Genomic DNA, 20627 nt, shown 5'->3' on the forward strand with positions numbered 1-20627 from the left:
GAGGGACGAAAGTGCAGCGAGCGCGTTGTTATCTGTTAGGTGAAACGGCAGTGGTTCTTGAACTGGAACCGCCCATTACGCTGGCGACTCAGAAACGCATCTGGCGTCTGGCCCAGCGTCTGGTTGATGCCCCGAATGTACTGGAAGCTATTCCAGGCATGAACAATATCACGGTGACCTTGCGCGACCCGCAAACGCTGGCGCTGGATGCGATTGAGCGCCTGCAACGCTGGTGGGAAGAGAGTGAAGCACTGGAGCCGGATTCGCGCTTTATTGAAATTCCCGTTATCTATGGCGGTGAGGCCGGCCCCGATCTGGCAGAGGTCGCCCGGCACAGCGGATTAAGTGAAAAGCAGGTTGTGGAACTTCATGCGTCGGTTGATTACGTGGTGTGGTTTATCGGTTTTCAGCCGGGATTCCCCTATCTCGGGAGCTTACCTGAACAACTGCATACCCCCAGACGTGCGGAACCTCGTTTGCTTGTTCCGGCAGGTTCTGTCGGTATCGGTGGATCTCAAACGGGGATCTACCCGCTTTCCACGCCTGGCGGGTGGCAATTGATTGGGCGTACCTCCGTTTCGTTATTTGATCCAAAACGGGAGGAGCCGATTCTGTTACGGGCTGGCGATACCGTGCGTTTTGTCCCGCAGAAGGAGGGGATATGTTAAACATCATCCGCGCTGGTATGTACACCTCAGTACAGGACGGGGGACGTCATAGTTTTCGTCAATCCGGAATCAGTCACTGTGGGGCGCTGGATAAACCGGCGCTGAACGTGGCTAACCTGCTGGTGGGTAATGATGCGAATGCCGCAGCGCTGGAAATCACGCTGGGGCAACTGGTGGTGGAGTTTGAAGCCGATGGCTGGTTTGCCCTGACCGGTGCCGGATGCGAAGCGCATCTGGATCGTACGCCCGTGTGGAGCGGATGGCGGTTACCGGTAAAAGCCGGGCAGCGCCTGACGCTAAAACGTCCGCTTCATGGCATGCGCAGTTATCTGGCGGTAGCGGGCGGTATTGATGTTCCCGAAGTGATGGGCTCGCGTAGTACCGATCTGAAAGTGGGCATTGGTGGGTTTGAAGGGCGTCTACTGCGTGATGGCGATCGACTGGCGATTGGCGTATCTACCCGGCAATTCAGCGAGCCGCAAGGTGTTAAGCAACTGATGTGGGGTAATCTCATTCGCGCGCTGCCCGGACCTGAATATCAGGAGTTTGATGAGATATCGCAGGCTTCGTTCTGGCGCTCACCGTGGCAACTTAGCCCACAAAGTAACCGTATGGGGTATCGTCTTCAAGGGCAGCCGCTGACGCGCACGACCGATCGCGAGCTGCTATCACATGGCTTGCTCCCCGGCGTGGTGCAGGTTCCACATAATGGCCAGCCAATTGTGCTGATGAACGATGCGCAGACGACGGGCGGCTATCCGCGCATCGCCTGTATTATTGAGGCAGATATGTATCATCTGGCGCAGATCCCGCTCGGTCAACCGATTCATTTTGTGCAGTGTTCGCTGGAGGAAGCGCTGAAGGCGCGGTACGACCAGCAGCGTTACCTGGAACAGTTAGCATGGCGGCTTAACAATGAAAATTGATCTCAATGCAGACCTCGGTGAGGGATGTGCGAACGATGCAGCGTTGCTGCAATTGGTGTCATCGGCCAACATCGCCTGTGGGTTTCACGCAGGCGATGCGCAAACTATGCTCTCAAGCGTGCGCGAAGCGCTAAAAAATGGCGTAGCGATAGGTGCGCATCCCAGCTTTCCGGATCGGGAAAATTTTGGCCGTAGCGCCATGACCCTGCCTGCGCAAACGGTGTATGCGCAGACGCTATATCAAATTGGCGCGCTGGCTGCCATCACGCGGGCGGAGGGCGGTGTGATGCATCATGTCAAACCGCATGGCATGCTCTATAACCAGGCAGCGAAAGATCCTCAACTGGCTGATGCGATTGCGAAAGCGGTTCATGCCTGCGATCCGTCGCTGATTTTAGTGGGACTGGCGGGAAGCGAACTGATTCGTGCTGGAGAACACTATGGCCTGGTAACGCGTCAGGAGGTGTTTGCCGATCGGGGTTATCAGGCCGATGGCAGCCTGGTGCTGCGTAGTCAGCCGGGCGCACTGATTGAGGATGAAGAGCAGGCGCTGGCGCAAACGTTAGAAATGGTGCAATCCGGCAGAGTAAAAAGCCAAAGTGGGACATGGGCGAGCGTTACTGCCCAGACGGTATGCATTCATGGGGATGGCGAGCACGCACTCGCTTTTGCCCGCCGCTTGCGTAGCGCCTTTGAAGCATGCAATATTCAAATTAGCGCATAAATTTATTCATACAAAACAATAATATATTACACAACAACATAAGGGATTTAATTATGGGAGAGGCTATTTCTCTCTGGCCATTGACGGGGATCGCCGTCATTGTGGTCGGATTTCTTTTACGTTTTAACCCGGTATTGGTGGTTATTATTGCCGGGATCGTCACGGGACTGGCGGCGCATATGCCGATCGCCACTATTCTCGAGAAACTGGGTGAAGGTTTTCTTAACACCCGCAACCTGCCATTTATCTTATTGATCCCATTGGCGGTAATCGGCCTGCTGGAGCGTCACGGTCTGAAAGAGCGTGCGCAGACGTGGATCGCAAAAATCCGCAGCGCCACCAGTGGCCGCCTGCTGATTGTCTATCTGTTCATTCGCGAAGCGACCGCTGCATTAGGACTCACCAGTCTGGGGGGGCATCCGCAAATGGTGCGTCCACTGCTGGCGCCGATGGCGGAAGGGGCCGCTGAGAAAAATCACGGCGAGATACCTGGGGCGGTACGCTATCGACTGCGCGCAATGTCAGCGGCGACCGATAACGTCGGGCTGTTTTTCGGTGAAGATATCTTTGTTGCTTTCGGCGCTATCATCTTCATGCATAACTTTATGCTGGAGTCTGGTGGGATCCAGACCGAACCGCTGCATATCGCCTTGTGGGGGATCCCAACGGCAATTTGTGCTTTCCTGATCCACGGCACACGTTTGTGGCGTCTGGATAGCTATTTGCAACGTGAGGTGGCGAAAGCGAATGCCGCAGCGAAAGGGGAAGCGCAATGAATTTTCAACAAAGCTATCTCTACTGGCTGGCGGGCGCGGTATTACTGATTGTGGCTGTCATGTCCTGGCAGGATAAAGCGAACCCGCGTCGTTTCACCACTGGCCTGTTTTGGGGCATATACGGCGTACTGTTTCTGCTTGGCGACTGGACATTCTCGCTGTTTGGCGACAAGCGCGCGGTGCATATTGCCGTCGGTATTGCGGTGGTCGTCCTGGCGCTGATCGCCGGTTTTGGCGGCGTGAAGCTGGGAAGTTACCATCAACGGACGCAGCAACAACGCGAAGAAAGTGCCAGTCGCCTGGGCAACCGCCTTTTTTTCCCGGCGCTGGCGATCCCGGTGGTAACGGTTATTGGCGTGCTGATGTTCAACCATATTCCGGGCTTACAGGATGCGCTGTTTGGGCCGGGTAATCACGCCACGCTGGTGACGCTTTTTTCCATGACCGCAGGTTCGTTGATTGGCCTGGCGATGGCAATAAAAATGACCCATGAGCGGGTGCATCAACCGATCCAGGAGGCGCGCCGTCTGCTGGACTCCATCGGCTGGGCGTTCATCCTGCCACAGATTCTGGCCACGCTTGGGCTGTTGTTTACGGCAGCGGGCGTAGGCAGCGGTATTTCATATCTGACGCAGGAATATCTGGCGGTGGATAGCCGCTTTATCGCAGTGGCGGTGTACACCATCGGTATGGCATTGCTGACTATGGTGATGGGTAATGCGTTTGCTGCTTTCCCGATCGTGACCGCTGGGATTGGTATTCCGATTCTTGTTCTGCAACACGGCGGTAATCCGGCGGTAATGGCGGCGATTGGTATGTTCTCCGGTTATTGCGGGACACTGATGACGCCGATGGCGGCGAACTTTAACATTGTCCCTGCTGCGCTGCTGGAACTACCGGACAAAAATGCGGTGATTAAAGCGCAGGTGCCAACCGGCATACTGCTGCTATTGGTCAACGTGTTCCTGATGTATTTCCTGATGTTCTTGTAAGGTGACAGGATGAAAACAGTACTCATCACGGGATTTGAACCCTTTGGCGGCGAGTCAGTTAACCCTTCCTGGGAAGTGGTCTCGGGACTCGATAATGTTATCATCGGTGGATGCCGCGTCGTTGCCCGCCAACTGCCGTGCGTCTTTGGCGAGTCTCTTGCCGTACTCAATGGCGCGATTGATGCGCTGTCGCCATCGCTGGTTCTGGCGGTGGGGCAGGCGGGTGGTCGCACGGATATCACCGTGGAACGCGTGGCGATTAACGTTGACGATGCGCGTATTGCGGATAATCAGGGGCAACAGCCGGTAGATGTGCCGGTTGTAGCCGATGGTCCAGCGGCATGGTTTAGCACGCTGCCGATCAAAGCGATGGTTGTGGCTATGCGCAACGCGGGAATTCCGGCTTCGGTTTCCCAGACCGCTGGCACTTTCGTGTGTAACCACGTGATGTATGGCCTGCTGCATAAACTACGCGACGCACCGGCGGTGAAGGGCGGCTTTATTCACATCCCTTATTTGCCGCAACAGGCCGCACAGCATCCCGGGGCGCCAAGTATGGCGGCTGAAACAGTACGCCGGGCGCTGGAAGTCGCAATTGCCACCGCCTTGCAGGTGGAAAGCGATATCGCAGTGACGGGCGGCGCAACACATTAACAAAGGACAGTATTATGCCTGAAGGCCCGGAGATCCGCCGCGCGGCGGATAACCTGGAGGCGGCAGTCAAAGGCAAACCCCTGACGGAAGTCTGGTTTGCCTTTGAGCAGTTAAAACCGTATGAATCTCAACTAATTGGGCAGAGTGTTACCCAGCTTGAAACGCGAGGGAAAGCATTACTGACCCATTTTTCCAATGGCCTGACGCTGTACAGTCACAATCAGCTCTATGGCGTGTGGCGAGTGGTGGATACGGGCAACATCCCGCAGACCTCGCGGGTACTCCGTGTCAGATTGCAAACGCAAGACAAAACTATCCTGCTGTATAGCGCGTCTGATATCGAAATGCTGACGCCAGAACAGCTCGCCACCCACCCGTTCCTGCAACGGGTAGGGCCGGATGTACTGGATTTACGTTTAACGCCCGATGACGTTAAAGCGCGTCTGTTATCTCCGCGTTTTTGCAATCGCCAGTTTTCTGGTCTGCTACTGGACCAGGCTTTTCTGGCGGGATTAGGTAACTACTTGCGGGTAGAGATCCTTTGGCAGGTTGGGTTGACCGGGCAGCATAAAGCGTCGCAGCTTAGTGATGAGCAACTGGATCAACTGGCACATGCGCTGCTTGATATTCCGCGCCTGTCTTATAATACCCGCGGGCTGGTCGATGAGAATAAACATCACGGTGCGTTGTTTCGCTTCAAGGTCTTTCATCGGGACGGCGAAGCCTGTGAGCGTTGTGGTGGGACTATCGAGAAAACGATGCTCTCTTCGCGACCTTTTTACTGGTGTCCGGGATGTCAGCACTAAGCGGGCCGTTTTGGCGCGTGCACCGAAATAAACCGCGCGACTGCGGGGCCAGTTAACAAAATGCTGAACAGTCGCAGGGTTTGCATCGCCATGATGAGCGCCATATCAGCGTGGCTTCCTGCGGCAATCACCGCGACAGAATCCACGCCACCTGGGCTGGTTGCCAGATAGGCAGTGAGAAAATCAATCTGCATGTAATGCGCCAGTCCCCAGGCCATAGCGGCGCAGATCGCCATCAGTGAAAAAATGGACAACAGGATCTGCGGCAAAGGGCGCAGCGCCATTAAAAATATCTGCTTGTCAAAGCCCAGGCCGATTTGCCAGCCGATGGCCATATAGGCTATCGCCAGTAGCCATTCCGGCAGTTCAATCACCATCACTCCGCTTGCATTCAGCAAGGCACCCACCAGCATCGGCAATAGCATGACGCCAGAGGGAATACGAAGTAAGCGTCCAGCCGTGCCGGCAACGGCTGCCAGCATCAGAGTGCTGAAAAGATTGCCGCTTAGCGGCGGAAACCAGATGATTTGTTCACTGACCGTTTGGGCCTGGTCGCCCATCACCAGCCGGGTGACCAGCGCTGCCGCGCCGACCACCAACAGTACGCGCAGATACTGCATAAACGCCACCAGGCGGATGTCGGCACCATAATCCTGCGCCATCGCCACCATGGCCGCTGCGCCGCCTGGGGAAGAGCCCCATGCGCCGGTGTTGCCCGGTAAAGTACTGTAGCGAACCAGCAGCCAGCCAATTACCGCGCTGCTGATAAGGGTTGCCAGCAGGATAACAATCACCATCGGCCAGTGGGCTGCAAGGGTTGTGAAGATTGAACCGGTCAGATTTTGGGCAATCATGCAGCCGAGAATCGCCTGCGCGCCAAGAAATGTGCAGCGGGGAGGATGCAGAGTGATGCCGCGCAGACTGAAGATGATGCCGACGATCATCGAACCGAGCAGCAATGGTCCTGGAAGATGGATAAACAGAAAGAGCAGGGAAAGCAGGAGCGATAGCACAAACAACAGGCTCCACTGCAAAACAGGCATCCCATGCTCCTGAGTAAAATGTGAGAAATCTCAGTAAATCATAGAGAAAGCACGATAAGAATAAAATAATGTGGATCAAATAAAAACAGGCCGGATACAGGCATTACCGCCTTGTCCGGCCTGGGAGCGTTTATAACTGCAAGCCGGACAGACGCTGGCGCCATCCGGCAGACAATTAACGCTTAATATCAGATTTAAAATCGCGCTTGTCGTAGCCGGTGTACAGCTGACGCGGACGGGCGATTTTCATGCCGTCAGTGTGCATTTCGTTCCAGTGTGCAATCCAGCCAACGGTACGCGCCATGGCGAAGATAACGGTGAACATGGAGGACGGAATACCCATCGCTTTCAGGATTATGCCGGAGTAGAAGTCTACGTTCGGGTAGAGTTTCTTCTCGATGAAGTATGGGTCGTTGAGCGCAATGTGCTCAAGTTCCATCGCCACTTCCAGCAGATCATCTTTGGTGCCCAGTTCTTTCAGCACTTCGTGGCAGGTTTCACGCATGACGGTAGCGCGCGGGTCATAGTTTTTATAAACACGGTGACCAAAGCCCATCAGGCGGAAGGAATCATTCTTGTCTTTCGCGCGGCGAACAAATTCCGGAATGTGTTTAACAGAGCTGATTTCTTCCAGCATTTTCAGCGCAGCTTCGTTTGCGCCGCCGTGTGCCGGTCCCCACAGGGAAGCGATACCAGCCGCGATGCAGGCAAACGGGTTAGCGCCAGAAGAGCCCGCGGTACGTACGGTAGAGGTTGAGGCGTTCTGTTCGTGGTCAGCGTGCAGGATTAAGATACGATCCATTGCGCGTTCCAGAATCGGATTCACTTCGTATTTTTCGCACGGCGTAGAGAACATCATGTTCAGGAAGTTACCGGCGTAGGAGAGATCGTTACGCGGGTACACGAACGGCTGCCCGATGGAATACTTATAGCACATCGCTGCCATGGTTGGCATTTTGGACAGCAGGCGGAAGGCGGCGATTTCACGGTGACGCGCGTTGTTTACATCCAGCGAGTCGTGATAAAACGCTGCCAGCGCTCCGGTGACACCGCACATAACGGCCATCGGGTGAGAGTCGCGGCGGAAACCGTGGAACAGACGCGTGATCTGCTCGTGAATCATGGTATGGCGAGTGACTGTGGTTTTGAACTCGTCGTACTCTTCCTGCGTCGGTTTTTCGCCGTACAGCAGGATATAACACACTTCCAGATAGTTGGACTCGGTCGCCAACTGGTCAATCGGGAAGCCGCGATGCAGCAAAACACCTTCGTCACCGTCGATGAAAGTAATTTTGGATTCGCAGGATGCGGTAGAGGTAAAACCTGGGTCAAAAGTAAACATCCCTTTTGAGCCAAGGCTACGAATATCAATAACGTCCTGACCGAGCGTACCTTTCAGCACATCCAGTTCAATAGCAGCATCACCATTTAGAGTGAGTTTTGCTTTAGTATCAGCCATTTACGGTCTCCTTAGCGCCTTATTGCTTAAGACTGCCGGAACTCAAATTTGCCTTCGTGCATCAATAAACCGTTACCAGTTTGTTATTTGGCTCGCCGCTCTGCGAAAGAGGGGATGACCTGGGTACAGAGCTATGGGCGCTTGCAGGTAAAACGGTCTTTTTATGGCGAATAAACTGCAAATCAAGAACTTAGCAATCCGAATTATTTAACCTGTCTATCACTAATAACTGTCCTGAAGGTATTGGTCAATACTTCCACACTGTTACATAACTAAATCTCCGGTGAAAGAGTGACCCCATAACTTTTACGCATTATATGCTTTTTCTGGTGTCGTTTGTAACAACTTTGTTTAATGATTGTCAAATCAGATGATTAAAAATTAAAATAATGTTGTTATCGTGACCTATGTCACTGTTCGGGATAAAACCCGACAAACTATATGTAGGTTAATTGTAATGATTTTGTGAACGTCCTATACTGCCGCCAGGTCTCCGGAATACCCTGCAATCCCGAGCCAACCAGCGTTGTAACGTGTCGTTTTAGCATCTGGAAGCAGTGTTTTATATGACGCGTAGTTATAGTAAGGACGCTGTCTGACCCGCACGCAGACCGGAGGAAGGAAATCCCGTCGTCTTTCAGGCTACAGGTGTCTTCAACTTCTGTACCCGAAGTCTAAAGGGAATAATAAGAACAGCATGTGGGCGTTATTCATGATAAGAAATGTGAAAAAACAAAGACCTGTCAATCTGGATCTGCAAACGATCCGGTTCCCAATCACGGCGATAGCGTCCATTCTCCATCGCGTATCCGGAGTGATCACCTTCGTGGCGGTCGGGATTCTGTTGTGGTTATTGGGTACCAGCCTTTCCTCCCCTGAAGGTTTCCTCACCGCGTCATCCATTATGAATAACTTCTTTGTGGAGTTAATTCTGTGGGGGATCCTGATTGCGCTGGCATATCACGCCGTAATGGGCATTCGCCATCTGTTGATGGATTTTGGCTATATCGAAGAAACCCTCGAAGCAGGGACACGCTCCGCCAAAATTTGTTTCGTTATCATTGTCGTGCTTTCACTTCTCGCAGGAGTCCTCGTATGGTAAGCAACGCCTCCGCATTAGGACGCAACGGCGTACATGACTTCATTCTGGTCCGTGCTACCGCTATCGTTCTGACGTTATACATCATCTTTATGGTCGGTTTCTTCGCCACCAGCGGCGAGCTGACGTATGAAGTCTGGACCGGTTTCTTCTCATCGGCATTCACCAAAGTCTTTACCCTGCTGGCACTTTTCTCCATCTTGATTCATGCCTGGATCGGCATGTGGCAGGTGTTGACCGACTACGTTAAACCTCTGGCTGTGCGCCTGATTCTGCAACTGGCTATCGTTGTTGCGCTGGTGGTTTACGTCATTTATGGATTTGTTGTGGTGTGGGGTGTGTAATGAAACTGCCAGTCAGAGAATTTGATGCTGTTGTGATTGGTGCCGGCGGCGCAGGTATGCGCGCGGCGCTGCAAATTTCCCAGAGCGGGCAGACTTGTGCGCTGCTCTCTAAAGTGTTCCCAACCCGTTCCCATACCGTATCCGCGCAGGGTGGCATCACCGTTGCGCTCGGTAATACCCATGAAGATAACTGGGAATGGCACATGTACGACACCGTTAAAGGGTCGGACTACATTGGTGACCAGGACGCTATTGAATATATGTGTAAAACCGGTCCGGAAGCAATTCTGGAGCTGGACCACATGGGGCTGCCGTTCTCTCGCCTCGACAATGGCACAATTTATCAACGTCCGTTTGGCGGCCAGTCGAAGAACTTCGGCGGTGAGCAAGCGGCACGTACTGCGGCAGCGGCAGACCGTACCGGTCATGCGCTGTTGCACACGCTGTATCAGCAGAACCTGAAAAACCATACCACCATCTTCTCAGAATGGTATGCGCTGGATCTGGTAAAAAATGCCGATGGCGCGATTGTCGGTTGTACCGCGCTGTGTATTGAAACCGGTGAGGTAGTTTACTTCAAAGCCCGTGCGACCGTGCTGGCGACCGGCGGTGCTGGCCGTATTTATCAGTCCACCACCAATGCCCACATCAATACTGGTGACGGTGTTGGTATGGCTATCCGCGCTGGCGTGCCGGTGCAGGATATGGAAATGTGGCAGTTCCACCCAACCGGCATCGCCGGTGCGGGCGTTCTGGTAACAGAAGGCTGCCGTGGTGAAGGTGGTTATCTGTTGAACAAACACGGCGAGCGCTTCATGGAGCGTTATGCCCCGAATGCGAAAGACCTGGCGGGTCGTGACGTGGTGGCGCGTTCCATCATGATCGAAATCCGTGAAGGTCGCGGCTGTGACGGCCCGTGGGGTCCGCACGCTAAGCTGAAACTCGACCACTTGGGTAAAGAAGTGCTGGAATCCCGTCTGCCGGGCATTCTCGAACTGTCCCGTACCTTTGCTCACGTTGACCCGGTTAAAGAGCCGATTCCGGTTATCCCAACCTGCCACTATATGATGGGCGGTATTCCGACCAAAGTTACTGGCCAGGCGCTGACTGTGAATGAGCAGGGCGAAGATGTGGTGATCCCGGGGCTGTTTGCCGTCGGCGAAATCGCCTGCGTGTCGGTTCACGGCGCCAACCGTCTGGGCGGCAACTCGCTGCTGGACCTGGTGGTGTTTGGTCGTGCGGTGGGTCTGCATCTGCAGGAATCTATCGCTGAGCAGGGTGACCTGCTGGATGCGACCGAAGATGAAATCGATGCTTCTCTGGCACGACTGAACCGCTGGAACGGTAACCGTAATGGTGAAGACCCGGTGGCGATTCGCAAAGCGCTGCAAGAATGTATGCAGCATAACTTCTCGGTATTCCGCGAAGGCGATGCGATGGCGAAAGGTTTGGAAGAGCTGAAAGCGATTCGCGAACGCCTGAAAAATGCCCGTCTGGACGATACCTCCAGCGAGTTCAATACCCAGCGCGTTGAGTGTCTGGAGTTGGATAACCTGATGGAGACCGCGTACGCCACTGCAGTATCTGCAAACTTCCGTACTGAAAGCCGTGGCGCGCATAGCCGCTTCGACTTCCCGGAACGTGATGATGAAAACTGGCTGTGCCATTCCCTGTACCTGCCAGAGTCGGAATCCATGACGCGACGTCAAGTCAATATGGAACCGAAGCTGCGCCCGGCATTCCCGCCGAAGATTCGTACTTATTAATGCGGAGACAGGACAATGAAACTCGAGTTTTCAGTTTATCGCTATAACCCGGATGTTGACGACGCTCCGCATATGCAGGATTACACCCTGGAGGCGGAAGAAGGGCGCGACATGATGCTGCTGGATGCATTGATGCAGCTGAAAGAAAAAGATCCGTCTCTGTCGTTCCGCCGCTCCTGCCGTGAAGGGGTCTGCGGCTCCGACGGTCTGAATATGAACGGCAAAAATGGACTGGCCTGTATCACACCTATTTCTGCGCTGAATCAGCCGGGCAAGAAAATTGTCATTCGCCCGCTGCCGGGTTTACCGGTTGTGCGCGATTTGGTGGTAGACATGGGGCAATTCTACGCACAGTATGAGAAGATTAAGCCTTACTTGTTGAATAATGGGAAAAATCCGCCGGCTCGTGAGCATTTACAAATGCCTGAGCAGCGTGAGAAGCTCGATGGGCTGTATGAATGTATTTTGTGTGCATGCTGCTCAACGTCCTGCCCATCATTCTGGTGGAATCCGGACAAGTTTATTGGCCCGGCAGGCCTGCTGGCCGCGTATCGCTTCTTAATTGATAGCCGCGATACCGAGACCGACAGCCGCCTGGAAGGTTTAAGTGACGCTTTCAGCGTATTCCGCTGCCATAGCATCATGAACTGCGTCAGCGTATGTCCTAAAGGACTGAACCCGACGCGCGCCATCGGCCATATTAAGTCGATGCTGCTCAAACGTAGTGCGTAAGATTTTGTAGTGGTTGCCCGATGGCGACGTAAACGTCTTATCCGGCCTATAAGGGACATACCCGTAGGCCTGATAAGCTACGCGCCATCAGGCAATATAAGTGCAGGAAACCTCTAAAAACTGCCTCTTATCTCTGACAGTTTTTAAAGGTTCCTTCGCGAGCCAAACAAAAAGAGCTCGCAAGTGAACCCCGGCACGCACATCGGTGTGCGTGGTAGTATCCACGGCGAAGTAAGCATACAAATGCTTAAGGGATCACGATGCAGAACAGCGCTTTGAAAGCCTGGTTGGACTCTTCTTACCTCTCTGGTTCTAACCAGAGCTGGATAGAACAGCTCTATGAAGACTTCTTAACCGACCCTGACTCGGTAGATGCTAACTGGCGTTCGACGTTCCAGCAGTTACCTGGTACCGGAGTCAAACCGGATCAACTCCACTCAAAAACACGTGATTATTTCCGTCGACAGGCGTTGATTACCCCACGTTACTCTTCTTCTATTTCCGACCCTGATGCCAATGTGAAGCAGGTTAAAGTCCTGCAGCTCATTAACGCCTACCGTTTCCGCGGTCATCAGCATGCGAATCTTGATCCGCTGGGACTGTGGCAGCAAGAAAATGTGGCCGATCTGGACCCGTCTTTCCACGATCTGACCGATGCGGATTTCCAGGAAAGCTTTAACGTAGGTTCTTTTGCCGGCGGCAAAGACACCATGAAGCTGAGCGACCTGGTTGTTGCGCTGAAACAAACCTACTGCGGCCCAATTGGCGCCGAGTATATGCACATCACCAGCACCGAAGAAAAACGCTGGCTTCAACAGCGTATCGAGTCTGGCCGTGCCGCATTCAGTAGCGAAGAGAAGAAACGCTTCCTGAGCGAACTGACCGCAGCAGAAGGACTGGAACGCTACCTGGGCGCTAAGTTCCCGGGCGCGAAACGCTTCTCGCTGGAAGGCGGTGATGCGTTAATCCCAATGCTCAAAGAGATGATCCGCCACGCTGGTAACAGCGGTACCCGTGAAGTGGTACTGGGCATGGCGCACCGTGGTCGTCTGAACGTTCTGGTTAACGTACTGGGCAAACGCCCGCAGGAACTGTTCGACGAATTTGCGGGCAAACATAAAGAACACCTCGGCACCGGTGACGTGAAGTACCACATGGGCTTCTCGTCTGATATCGAAACCGAAGGCGGTCTGGTACACCTGGCGCTGGCGTTTAACCCGTCGCACCTGGAAATCGTTAGCCCGGTGGTTATCGGCTCCGTACGTGCACGCCTGGATCGTCTGGACGAGCCGAGCAGTAATAAAGTACTGCCAATCACCATCCACGGCGATGCGGCGGTAACCGGGCAGGGCGTGGTTCAGGAAACCCTGAACATGTCGAAAGCGCGTGGTTACGAAGTGGGCGGTACCGTTCGCATCGTCATCAACAACCAGGTGGGCTTTACTACCTCAAACCCGTTGGATGCGCGTTCTACTCCGTACTGCACCGACATCGGTAAGATGGTTCAGGCGCCAATCTTCCACGTTAACGCGGATGACCCGGAAGCGGTCGCTTTCGTGACGCGTCTGGCGCTGGACTTCCGTAATACCTTCAAACGCGATGTGTTCATCGATCTGGTGTGCTACCGCCGTCACGGCCACAACGAAGCCGACGAGCCGAGCGCAACCCAGCCGCTGATGTATCAGAAAATTAAAAAGCACCCGACCCCGCGTAAAATCTACGCTGACAAGCTGGAAGCGGACAAAGTCGCCACGCTGGAAGATGCGACCGAAATGGTCAATCTGTACCGTGATGCGCTGGATGCTGGTGAATGCGTGGTGAAAGAGTGGCGTCCAATGAACATGCACTCCTTCACCTGGTCGCCGTACCTCAACCACGAGTGGGACGAAAGCTACCCGAACAAGGTTGAGATGAAGCGTCTGCAGGAGCTGGCAAAACGCATCAGCACCGTGCCTGAAGCCGTTGAAATGCAGTCGCGTGTTGCCAAAATTTACGGCGACCGTCAGGCCATGGCCGCAGGCGAGAAGCTATTCGACTGGGGTGGTGCAGAGAATCTGGCTTACGCCACGCTGGTTGACGAAGGCATTCCGGTTCGTCTGTCGGGTGAAGACTCCGGTCGCGGAACCTTCTTCCACCGTCACGCGGTCATTCATAATCAGGCTAACGGTTCAACCTACACGCCGCTGCAGCATGTGCATAACGGTCAGGGCACGTTCCGCGTATGGGACTCCGTACTGTCTGAAGAAGCGGTACTGGCGTTTGAATACGGTTATGCCACGGCAGAACCGCGCACGCTGACCATCTGGGAAGCGCAGTTCGGCGACTTCGCCAACGGTGCGCAGGTGGTTATCGACCAGTTCATCTCTTCCGGCGAGCAGAAATGGGGCCGTATGTGCGGTCTGGTGATGCTGCTGCCGCACGGCTACGAAGGTCAGGGTCCGGAGCACTCCTCCGCGCGTCTGGAACGTTATCTGCAACTTTGCGCTGAGCAAAACATGCAGGTTTGCGTCCCGTCTACCCCGGCACAGGTCTACCACATGCTGCGTCGTCAGGCGCTGCGCGGTATGCGCCGTCCGCTGGTGGTGATGTCACCGAAGTCGCTGCTGCGTCATCCGCTGGCGGTGTCTACGCTGGACGAACTGGCAAATGGCACCTTCCTGCCAGCCATTGGCGAAGTCGATGAACTTGATCCGAAAGGCGTGAAGCGTGTCGTGATGTGTTCTGGTAAGGTTTATTACGACCTGCTGGAGCAACGCCGCAAGAACGACCAAAAAGATGTTGCCATTGTGCGCATCGAACAGCTCTATCCGTTCCCGCATAAAGCGGTGCAGGAAGCGCTGAAACCGTTTGCTCATGTACATGATTTTGTCTGGTGCCAGGAAGAGCCGCTCAACCAGGGCGCCTGGTACTGCAGCCAGCATCATTTCCGTGAAGTAATTCCATTTGGGTCAGCTCTGCGTTATGCAGGTCGCCCGGCCTCTGCCTCTCCGGCAGTAGGGTATATGTCCGTTCACCAGAAGCAGCAACAAGATCTGGTAAATGACGCGCTGAACGTCGATTAAATAAAGGATAAATAATGAGTAGCGTAGATATTCTTGTTCCCGACCTGCCTGAATCCGTAGCGGATGCAACGGTTGCAACCTGGCACAAAAAACCGGGCGATGCAGTACGTCGTGATGAAGTACTGGTAGAAATCGAAACTGACAAAGTGGTACTGGAAGTACCGGCATCAGCGGACGGTATTCTTGATGCGGTTCTGGAAGATGAAGGAACAACCGTCACTTCTCGCCAGATCCTTGGTCGCCTGCGTGAAGGCAACAGCACCGGTAAAGAAACCAGCGCTAAGTCTGAAGAGAAAGATTCTACTCCGGCACAGCGCCAGCAGGCGTCTCTTGCTGAACAGAACAACGATGCCCTGAGCCCGGCGATCCGTCGCCTGCTGGGTGAGCATAACCTCGAAGCCAGCGCTATCAACGGCACCGGTGTCGGCGGTCGTATCACGCGTGAAGATGTTGAAAAACATCTGGCGAAAGCCCCGGCTGCGAAAGCCGAAGCCAAAGCGCCGGCAGCAGCACCTGCACCACAGGCTCAACTGGGCGCGCGTGGCGAAAAACGTGTTCCGATGACCCGTCTGCGCAAACGCGTAGCCGAGCGTCTGCTGGAAGCGAAAAATTCCACCGCCATGCTGACCACCTTCAACGAAGTCAACATGAAGCCAATCATGGACCTGCGTAAGCAATACGGTGATGCGTTCGAGAAACGCCACGGTATTCGTCTGGGCTTTATGTCTTTCTACGTGAAAGCGGTTGTTGAAGCGCTGAAACGCTATCCGGAAGTGAACGCGTCCATCGACGGCGATGACGTGGTTTATCACAACTACTTTGATGTCAGCATGGCGGTCTCCACGCCGCGTGGCCTGGTCACGCCGGTCCTGCGTGATGTGGATCTGCTGGGTATGGCAGACATCGAGAAGAACATTAAAGAACTGGCAGTTAAAGGTCGCGACGGCAAGTTGACGGTTGAAGATCTGACGGGCGGTAACTTCACCATCACTAACGGTGGGGTGTTCGGTTCCCTGATGTCCACGCCGATCATCAACCCACCGCAGAGTGCCATCCTGGGTATGCATGCCATCAAAGATCGTCCGATGGCGGTAGACGGCAAGGTTGAAATCCTGCCGATGATGTATCTGGCGCTGTCTTATGACCACCGTCTGATCGATGGTCGTGAGTCGGTAGGCTTCCTGGTAACCATTAAAGAGTTGCTGGAAGATCCAACGCGTCTGCTGCTGGACGTGTAGTTAATAAGAGTATCACCTGCCCCGTAGGTCTGGATGTTTATCAGACCTACGGGTAAAAGATAACGATTACCTGAAGGATGGACAGAACACATGAACTTACATGAATATCAGGCAAAACAACTTTTTGCCCGCTATGGCTTACCGGCACCGGTGGGTTATGCCTGTACTACTCCGCGTGAAGCAGAAGAAGCCGCTTCAAAAATCGGCGCTGGCCCGTGGGTAGTGAAATGTCAGGTTCACGCTGGTGGCCGCGGTAAAGCGGGCGGTGTGAAGGTTGTGAACAGCAAAGAAGACATTCGCGCTTTTGCTGAACACTGGCTGGGTAAACGTCTGGTTACTTACCAGACAGACGCTCATGGCCAACCGGTAAATCAGATTCTGGTTGAAGCCGCGACCGACATTGGTAAAGAACTTTACCTCGGCGCAGTTGTTGACCGTAGCTCCCGTCGCGTGGTCTTCATGGCCTCTACCGAAGGCGGCGTGGAAATCGAAAAAGTAGCGGAAGAAACCCCGCACCTGATCCACAAAGTGGCGCTCGATCCGCTGGCAGGCCCGATGCCTTACCAGGGTCGCGAGCTGGCGTTCAAACTGGGTCTGGAAGGTAAACAGGTTCAGCAGTTCACCAAGATCTTCATGGGTCTGGCGACTATCTTCCTGGAGCGCGACCTGGCGCTGATCGAAATCAACCCGCTGGTTGTCACCAAGCAGGGTGACCTGATCTGCCTCGACGGCAAACTGGGCGCTGACGGCAACGCGCTGTTCCGCCAGGCTGACCTGCGCGAAATGCGCGACCAGTCTCAGGAAGATCCGCGTGAAGCGCAGGCTGCGCAGTGGGAACTGAACTACGTTGCGCTCGACGGCAACATCGGTTGCATGGTTAACGGTGCGGGCCTGGCAATGGGCACCATGGACATCGTTAAGCTGCACGGCGGCGAACCGGCTAACTTCCTCGACGTTGGTGGCGGTGCGACCAAAGAGCGTGTAACCGAAGCGTTCAAAATTATCCTCTCAGATGACAATGTTAAAGCCGTACTGGTTAACATCTTCGGCGGTATCGTACGTTGCGACCTGATCGCTGACGGTATCATCGGCGCGGTAGCAGAAGTAGGTGTAAACGTTCCGGTCGTGGTACGTCTGGAAGGTAACAACGCTGAACTCGGCGCGAAAAAACTGGCTGATAGCGGCCTGAATATTATTGCAGCGAAAAGTCTGACGGATGCAGCTCAGCAGGTTGTTGCCGCAGTGGAGGGGAAATAATGTCAGTTTTAATTAATAAAGATACCAAGGTTATCTGCCAGGGCTTCACCGGTAGCCAGGGGACATTCCACTCCGAACAAGCGATTGCTTACGGTACGCAGATGGTTGGCGGCGTAACGCCAGGTAAAGGCGGCACCACGCACCTGGGCCTGCCGGTGTTCAACACCGTGCGTGAAGCTGTAGAAGCGACTGGCGCTACCGCCACCGTTATCTACGTTCCGGCACCGTTCTGCAAAGACTCCATTCTGGAAGCAATCGATGCAGGCATCAAGCTTATCATCACCATCACCGAAGGCATTCCGACGCTGGATATGCTGACCGTGAAGGTGAAGCTGGATGAAGCTGGCGTGCGCATGATCGGCCCGAACTGCCCAGGCGTTATCACTCCGGGTGAGTGTAAAATCGGTATCATGCCGGGCCACATTCACAAGCCGGGTAAAGTGGGTATCGTTTCCCGTTCAGGTACCCTGACCTATGAAGCGGTTAAGCAGACCACTGACTACGGTTTCGGCCAGTCCACCTGTGTGGGCATCGGTGGCGACCCGATCCCTGGTTCTAACTTTATCGATATCCTGAAACTGTTCCAGGAAGATCCGCAGACTGAAGCGATCGTCATGATCGGTGAGATCGGCGGTAGCGCAGAAGAAGAAGCCGCTGCGTACATTAAAGATCACGTGACCAAGCCGGTTGTCGGCTACATCGCGGGCGTCACCGCGCCGAAAGGCAAGCGTATGGGCCACGCGGGTGCGATCATCGCAGGTGGGAAAGGTACGGCAGATGAGAAATTCGCTGCGCTGGAAGCCGCAGGCGTGAAAACTGTTCGTAGCCTGGCCGATATCGGCGAAGCGCTGAAAACGGTTATTAAGTAATAAATAAAAAACAGCCCTGACTCTCTGCGTAGTCAAGGGCTGGTCCCGTTTCGACATGGTTGGCCATCTGATGATGGCCTTTTTTTATTTTTAGTTATCTGAATCTTGCAAATTACTCATAATCATCTGCATAAATGAGATTATTTTTTGCGGTGAACATCATTCTTTCTCTTGGTTAAATTCTGCATATTACCGGCTTTAATTTCATTTATGCCGGAGGATACCGTGTCGTTGAAAATCCAGGATAATTACCTACAGCGTTTTTTCTCGATAGCAAAGGTATTTTCCAGTGCGACTGGATTAGCCACCGTCGTGGTTGATGTTACCGGAAAAATTCTCTCAGATTGTCATAATTTTAATTCGTTCTGCACATTAATGCGGGCGGATGAACGCTATTGTGTGAGTTGCCAAAAGTGTGACAAGTATTGTGCTTTTGAAGGATTAAAACACCTTAAACCCAGAATACTCAGCTGTCATGCAGGGCTAAGTCTGTTTTCTATGCCATTAATTCGCGAGGGGCATCTGTACGGTTTTATGCTCTGTGGGCAGGTGCGGGCAAAATATCAGGAATATAAAACAATCATTATTGATAATGAATGCTCATGGATGGATGAACCAAAAATAAAAACTGAATGGAGTCAGGTGGCGGTAGTCGATAATAATACGCTGGTGGCATCAGCAAATTTATTGAATTTTATTATTGATAATTTTGAGACAGAACAACAACAATCTGATGAGATTGTTATCCCAGCGACCAGTTACATGCGTTATTATTTTACAGAACCTTCCCGACACGAGAAAAAGCTACTGGCAGCGTTGCGTTATATCGATGAGAATTTGTATGGTGAATTATCCCTTGAATCCGTAGCAGCTCACGTCTGCTTAAGCGCAAACTATTTCAGCCGTTTTTTTAAGAAACGGCAGGGCGTTAACTTTAAAACCTGGGTGAATCAGAAAAAAATGCAAAAAGCGGGGGAGTTATTGCACGATCCCGTTCATTCCATAGACAGCATTGCCCGGAAACTCCAATACGCCCAAACCAGCTACTTTTGCCGCGTTTTCCGGGCGGTGCATCAAACGTCGCCCCAGTCTTTTCGTCATGCCAGACTGTCACAGTAAAGGTTTTCTGGCAGCTTGAAGGCTTCAGGGATAAAAGAGAGCCGATCGCTCAGGGTTACCACATCACCAATCACTATCAGTGCAGGGGGAAGGATGTTAGCTTCCTGCGCCTTGCTCAGTAGTGAACCGAGCGTACAGGTCAGTCGGCGTTGATTATCGCGGGTGGCAGACATAATAAGCGCTGCAGGCGTATCTGCTGATTTTCCACCCATCAATAATTCCTCACAGATAAACGCCAGATTGGCGATACCCATGACGATAACCAGCGTACCATTCAGTTTTGCCAGTTGACGCCAGTCCTGCTGTTGGTTGCCCTCCCGCGTATGGCCGGTCACGACGTGAAATCCCGAGGCGAAATCGCGGTGTGTTACCGGAATCCCGGCATAGGTCAGGCCACCAATGGTTGAGCTGATACCCGGCACCACTTCAAACGGGATGCCCGTCTCGACGAGATCCTCAACTTCTTCAGCCCCGCGTCCAAAAACATACGGATCGCCACCTTTCAGGCGTACAATATTATTGTGAGTTTGGGCATACTGGACAAGCAGCGCATTGATTTCATCCTGGGGTACACAATGGAAGCCTGGGTTTTTGCCGACATTGATAAGCAGGCAATCTGGTAATGCCCATTCCAAAATTTTAGGATTGACCAGCCGATCGTAAATAATGACATCAGCCTGTTTAATGCACATCATTGCTTTGAGGGTAAGTAATGAAATATCACCGGGACCTGCCCCAACGAGCCAGACCTTTCCGAAAGTTTTCACATTGTGTCCTTTATCACGTCTAACAAAAAAAGGCAGAAACTACATCAAGGAATGATAAAAAGCAGTCGTTTGCCCGTAAGTTATAACGTGAAATTATCCAAAATTATCGCATTGATAATATTGATTAATCTCGCAAAGTTTTTTCTGCAATAAACAAGATGACTTGAAAAATTATTAAGAACTTATTGGCACTATTTGCTTAAGTTTAACCTTATTTAAATTGTGTTTATTGTTTCCCTTAAGTATTATTGGTTAATATTTACCCGTCATCAGTGTGAGTAAATCATGGATTGGATCAATGACATCAATGGATAAAATAAAATATA

At 53.0% G+C, this 20627-nt stretch carries 19 protein-coding genes and 1 pseudogene; 16 read left to right on the forward strand and 4 right to left on the reverse strand.

All coding sequences use genetic code 11. The features are described 5' to 3' along the window. Positions 1–11 precede the first annotated feature (11 nt). Genes pxpB through nei form a run of 7 tightly spaced genes read left to right on the forward strand, consistent with a single transcriptional unit; the run spans position 12 to position 5546 of the window. On the forward strand, positions 12–668 hold the full coding sequence (gene pxpB / locus OGV71_RS21880; protein ID WP_086503841.1) for a 5-oxoprolinase subunit PxpB: 657 nt from the start codon (positions 12–14) through the stop codon (positions 666–668). Continuing rightward, a complete protein-coding gene (pxpC, locus tag OGV71_RS21885) occupies positions 662–1594 on the forward strand; it encodes a 5-oxoprolinase subunit PxpC (protein ID WP_204583874.1) in 933 nt (310 codons plus the stop codon). Before pxpB ends, pxpC begins: the two co-directional genes overlap by 7 nt. Beyond that, positions 1584–2318, forward strand: a complete 735-nt coding sequence (gene pxpA, locus OGV71_RS21890; RefSeq protein WP_204583872.1) for a 5-oxoprolinase subunit PxpA — start codon at positions 1584–1586, stop codon at positions 2316–2318. Before pxpC ends, pxpA begins: the two co-directional genes overlap by 11 nt. Before the next feature lie 53 nt (positions 2319–2371). After that, positions 2372–3094: a DUF969 domain-containing protein gene (locus tag OGV71_RS21895; protein WP_003022897.1), complete on the forward strand. Its 723-nt coding sequence runs from the start codon at positions 2372–2374 to the stop codon at positions 3092–3094. Next, positions 3091–4086, forward strand: a complete 996-nt coding sequence (locus tag OGV71_RS21900) for a DUF979 domain-containing protein (RefSeq protein WP_003847337.1) — start codon at positions 3091–3093, stop codon at positions 4084–4086. The genes OGV71_RS21895 and OGV71_RS21900 overlap by 4 nt, the downstream gene beginning before the upstream one ends. A 9-nt stretch (positions 4087–4095) precedes the next feature. Then, a complete protein-coding gene (gene pcp / locus OGV71_RS21905; protein WP_086503844.1) occupies positions 4096–4740 on the forward strand; it encodes a pyroglutamyl-peptidase I in 645 nt (214 codons plus the stop codon). Between the two features lie 14 nt (positions 4741–4754). Continuing rightward, entirely contained in the window at positions 4755–5546 is a 792-nt protein-coding gene (nei, locus tag OGV71_RS21910; protein ID WP_049003266.1) for an endonuclease VIII, read from the forward strand. Here the strand turns inward: nei and OGV71_RS21915 are convergent. The 3 genes and pseudogenes from OGV71_RS21915 to OGV71_RS21925 all read right to left on the reverse strand — a co-directional run bounded on the left by OGV71_RS21915 (position 5543) and on the right by OGV71_RS21925 (position 8362). After that, the gene (locus tag OGV71_RS21915; RefSeq protein WP_086503845.1) at positions 5543–6589 is read right to left on the reverse strand and encodes an AbrB family transcriptional regulator; all 1047 of its coding nucleotides are present in this window, start codon (positions 6587–6589) and stop codon (positions 5543–5545) included. The two genes, nei and OGV71_RS21915, sit on opposite strands and share 4 nt — an antisense overlap. 175 nt (positions 6590–6764) lie before the next feature. Further along, positions 6765–8048: a citrate synthase gene (locus tag OGV71_RS21920; protein WP_003831404.1), complete on the reverse strand. Its 1284-nt coding sequence runs from the start codon at positions 8046–8048 to the stop codon at positions 6765–6767. Positions 8049–8251: 203 nt separating this feature from the next. After that, a pseudogene (locus OGV71_RS21925) lies at positions 8252–8362 on the reverse strand (hypothetical protein). A gap of 383 nt (positions 8363–8745) precedes the next feature. On the opposite strand from OGV71_RS21925, the gene sdhC reads away from it, so the two are divergent. The 9 genes from sdhC (at position 8746) to OGV71_RS21970 (ending at position 19534) form a co-directional block, all read left to right on the forward strand. Next, on the forward strand, positions 8746–9150 hold the full coding sequence (sdhC, locus tag OGV71_RS21930) for a succinate dehydrogenase cytochrome b556 subunit (RefSeq protein WP_003831406.1): 405 nt from the start codon (positions 8746–8748) through the stop codon (positions 9148–9150). Beyond that, a complete protein-coding gene (gene sdhD / locus OGV71_RS21935) occupies positions 9144–9491 on the forward strand; it encodes a succinate dehydrogenase membrane anchor subunit (RefSeq protein ID WP_003022916.1) in 348 nt (115 codons plus the stop codon). The genes sdhC and sdhD overlap by 7 nt, the downstream gene beginning before the upstream one ends. Further along, on the forward strand, positions 9491–11257 hold the full coding sequence (gene sdhA / locus OGV71_RS21940; protein WP_003022919.1) for a succinate dehydrogenase flavoprotein subunit: 1767 nt from the start codon (positions 9491–9493) through the stop codon (positions 11255–11257). Before sdhD ends, sdhA begins: the two co-directional genes overlap by 1 nt. A 15-nt stretch (positions 11258–11272) precedes the next feature. Continuing rightward, the gene (sdhB, locus tag OGV71_RS21945) at positions 11273–11989 is read left to right on the forward strand and encodes a succinate dehydrogenase iron-sulfur subunit SdhB (protein ID WP_032948848.1); all 717 of its coding nucleotides are present in this window, start codon (positions 11273–11275) and stop codon (positions 11987–11989) included. A 260-nt stretch (positions 11990–12249) separates the two neighbouring features. After that, positions 12250–15051, forward strand: coding sequence for a 2-oxoglutarate dehydrogenase E1 component (gene sucA, locus OGV71_RS21950; RefSeq protein ID WP_003022923.1), 2802 nt, complete (start codon positions 12250–12252; stop codon positions 15049–15051). Between the two features lie 14 nt (positions 15052–15065). Beyond that, positions 15066–16289 (forward strand): 2-oxoglutarate dehydrogenase complex dihydrolipoyllysine-residue succinyltransferase, encoded by a 1224-nt coding sequence (gene odhB, locus OGV71_RS21955; protein WP_003022925.1) that lies wholly within the window; start codon positions 15066–15068, stop codon positions 16287–16289. 90 nt (positions 16290–16379) lie between these two features. Next, complete coding sequence (gene sucC, locus OGV71_RS21960) at positions 16380–17546, forward strand: ADP-forming succinate--CoA ligase subunit beta (RefSeq protein WP_003022927.1); 1167 nt, start codon at positions 16380–16382, stop codon at positions 17544–17546. Continuing rightward, positions 17546–18415: a succinate--CoA ligase subunit alpha gene (gene sucD, locus OGV71_RS21965; protein ID WP_003022929.1), complete on the forward strand. Its 870-nt coding sequence runs from the start codon at positions 17546–17548 to the stop codon at positions 18413–18415. Before sucC ends, sucD begins: the two co-directional genes overlap by 1 nt. A 225-nt stretch (positions 18416–18640) precedes the next feature. Then, positions 18641–19534, forward strand: coding sequence for a PocR ligand-binding domain-containing protein (locus OGV71_RS21970; protein ID WP_204583867.1), 894 nt, complete (start codon positions 18641–18643; stop codon positions 19532–19534). Here OGV71_RS21970 and cobA read toward each other — a convergent pair. Beyond that, a complete protein-coding gene (gene cobA, locus OGV71_RS21975; protein ID WP_003835432.1) occupies positions 19513–20301 on the reverse strand; it encodes a uroporphyrinogen-III C-methyltransferase in 789 nt (262 codons plus the stop codon). The two genes, OGV71_RS21970 and cobA, sit on opposite strands and share 22 nt — an antisense overlap. Positions 20302–20627 lie beyond the last annotated feature (326 nt).

This window comes from Citrobacter sp. Cf088, from assembly GCF_030334295.1.
Classification (GTDB): domain Bacteria; phylum Pseudomonadota; class Gammaproteobacteria; order Enterobacterales; family Enterobacteriaceae; genus Citrobacter; species Citrobacter freundii.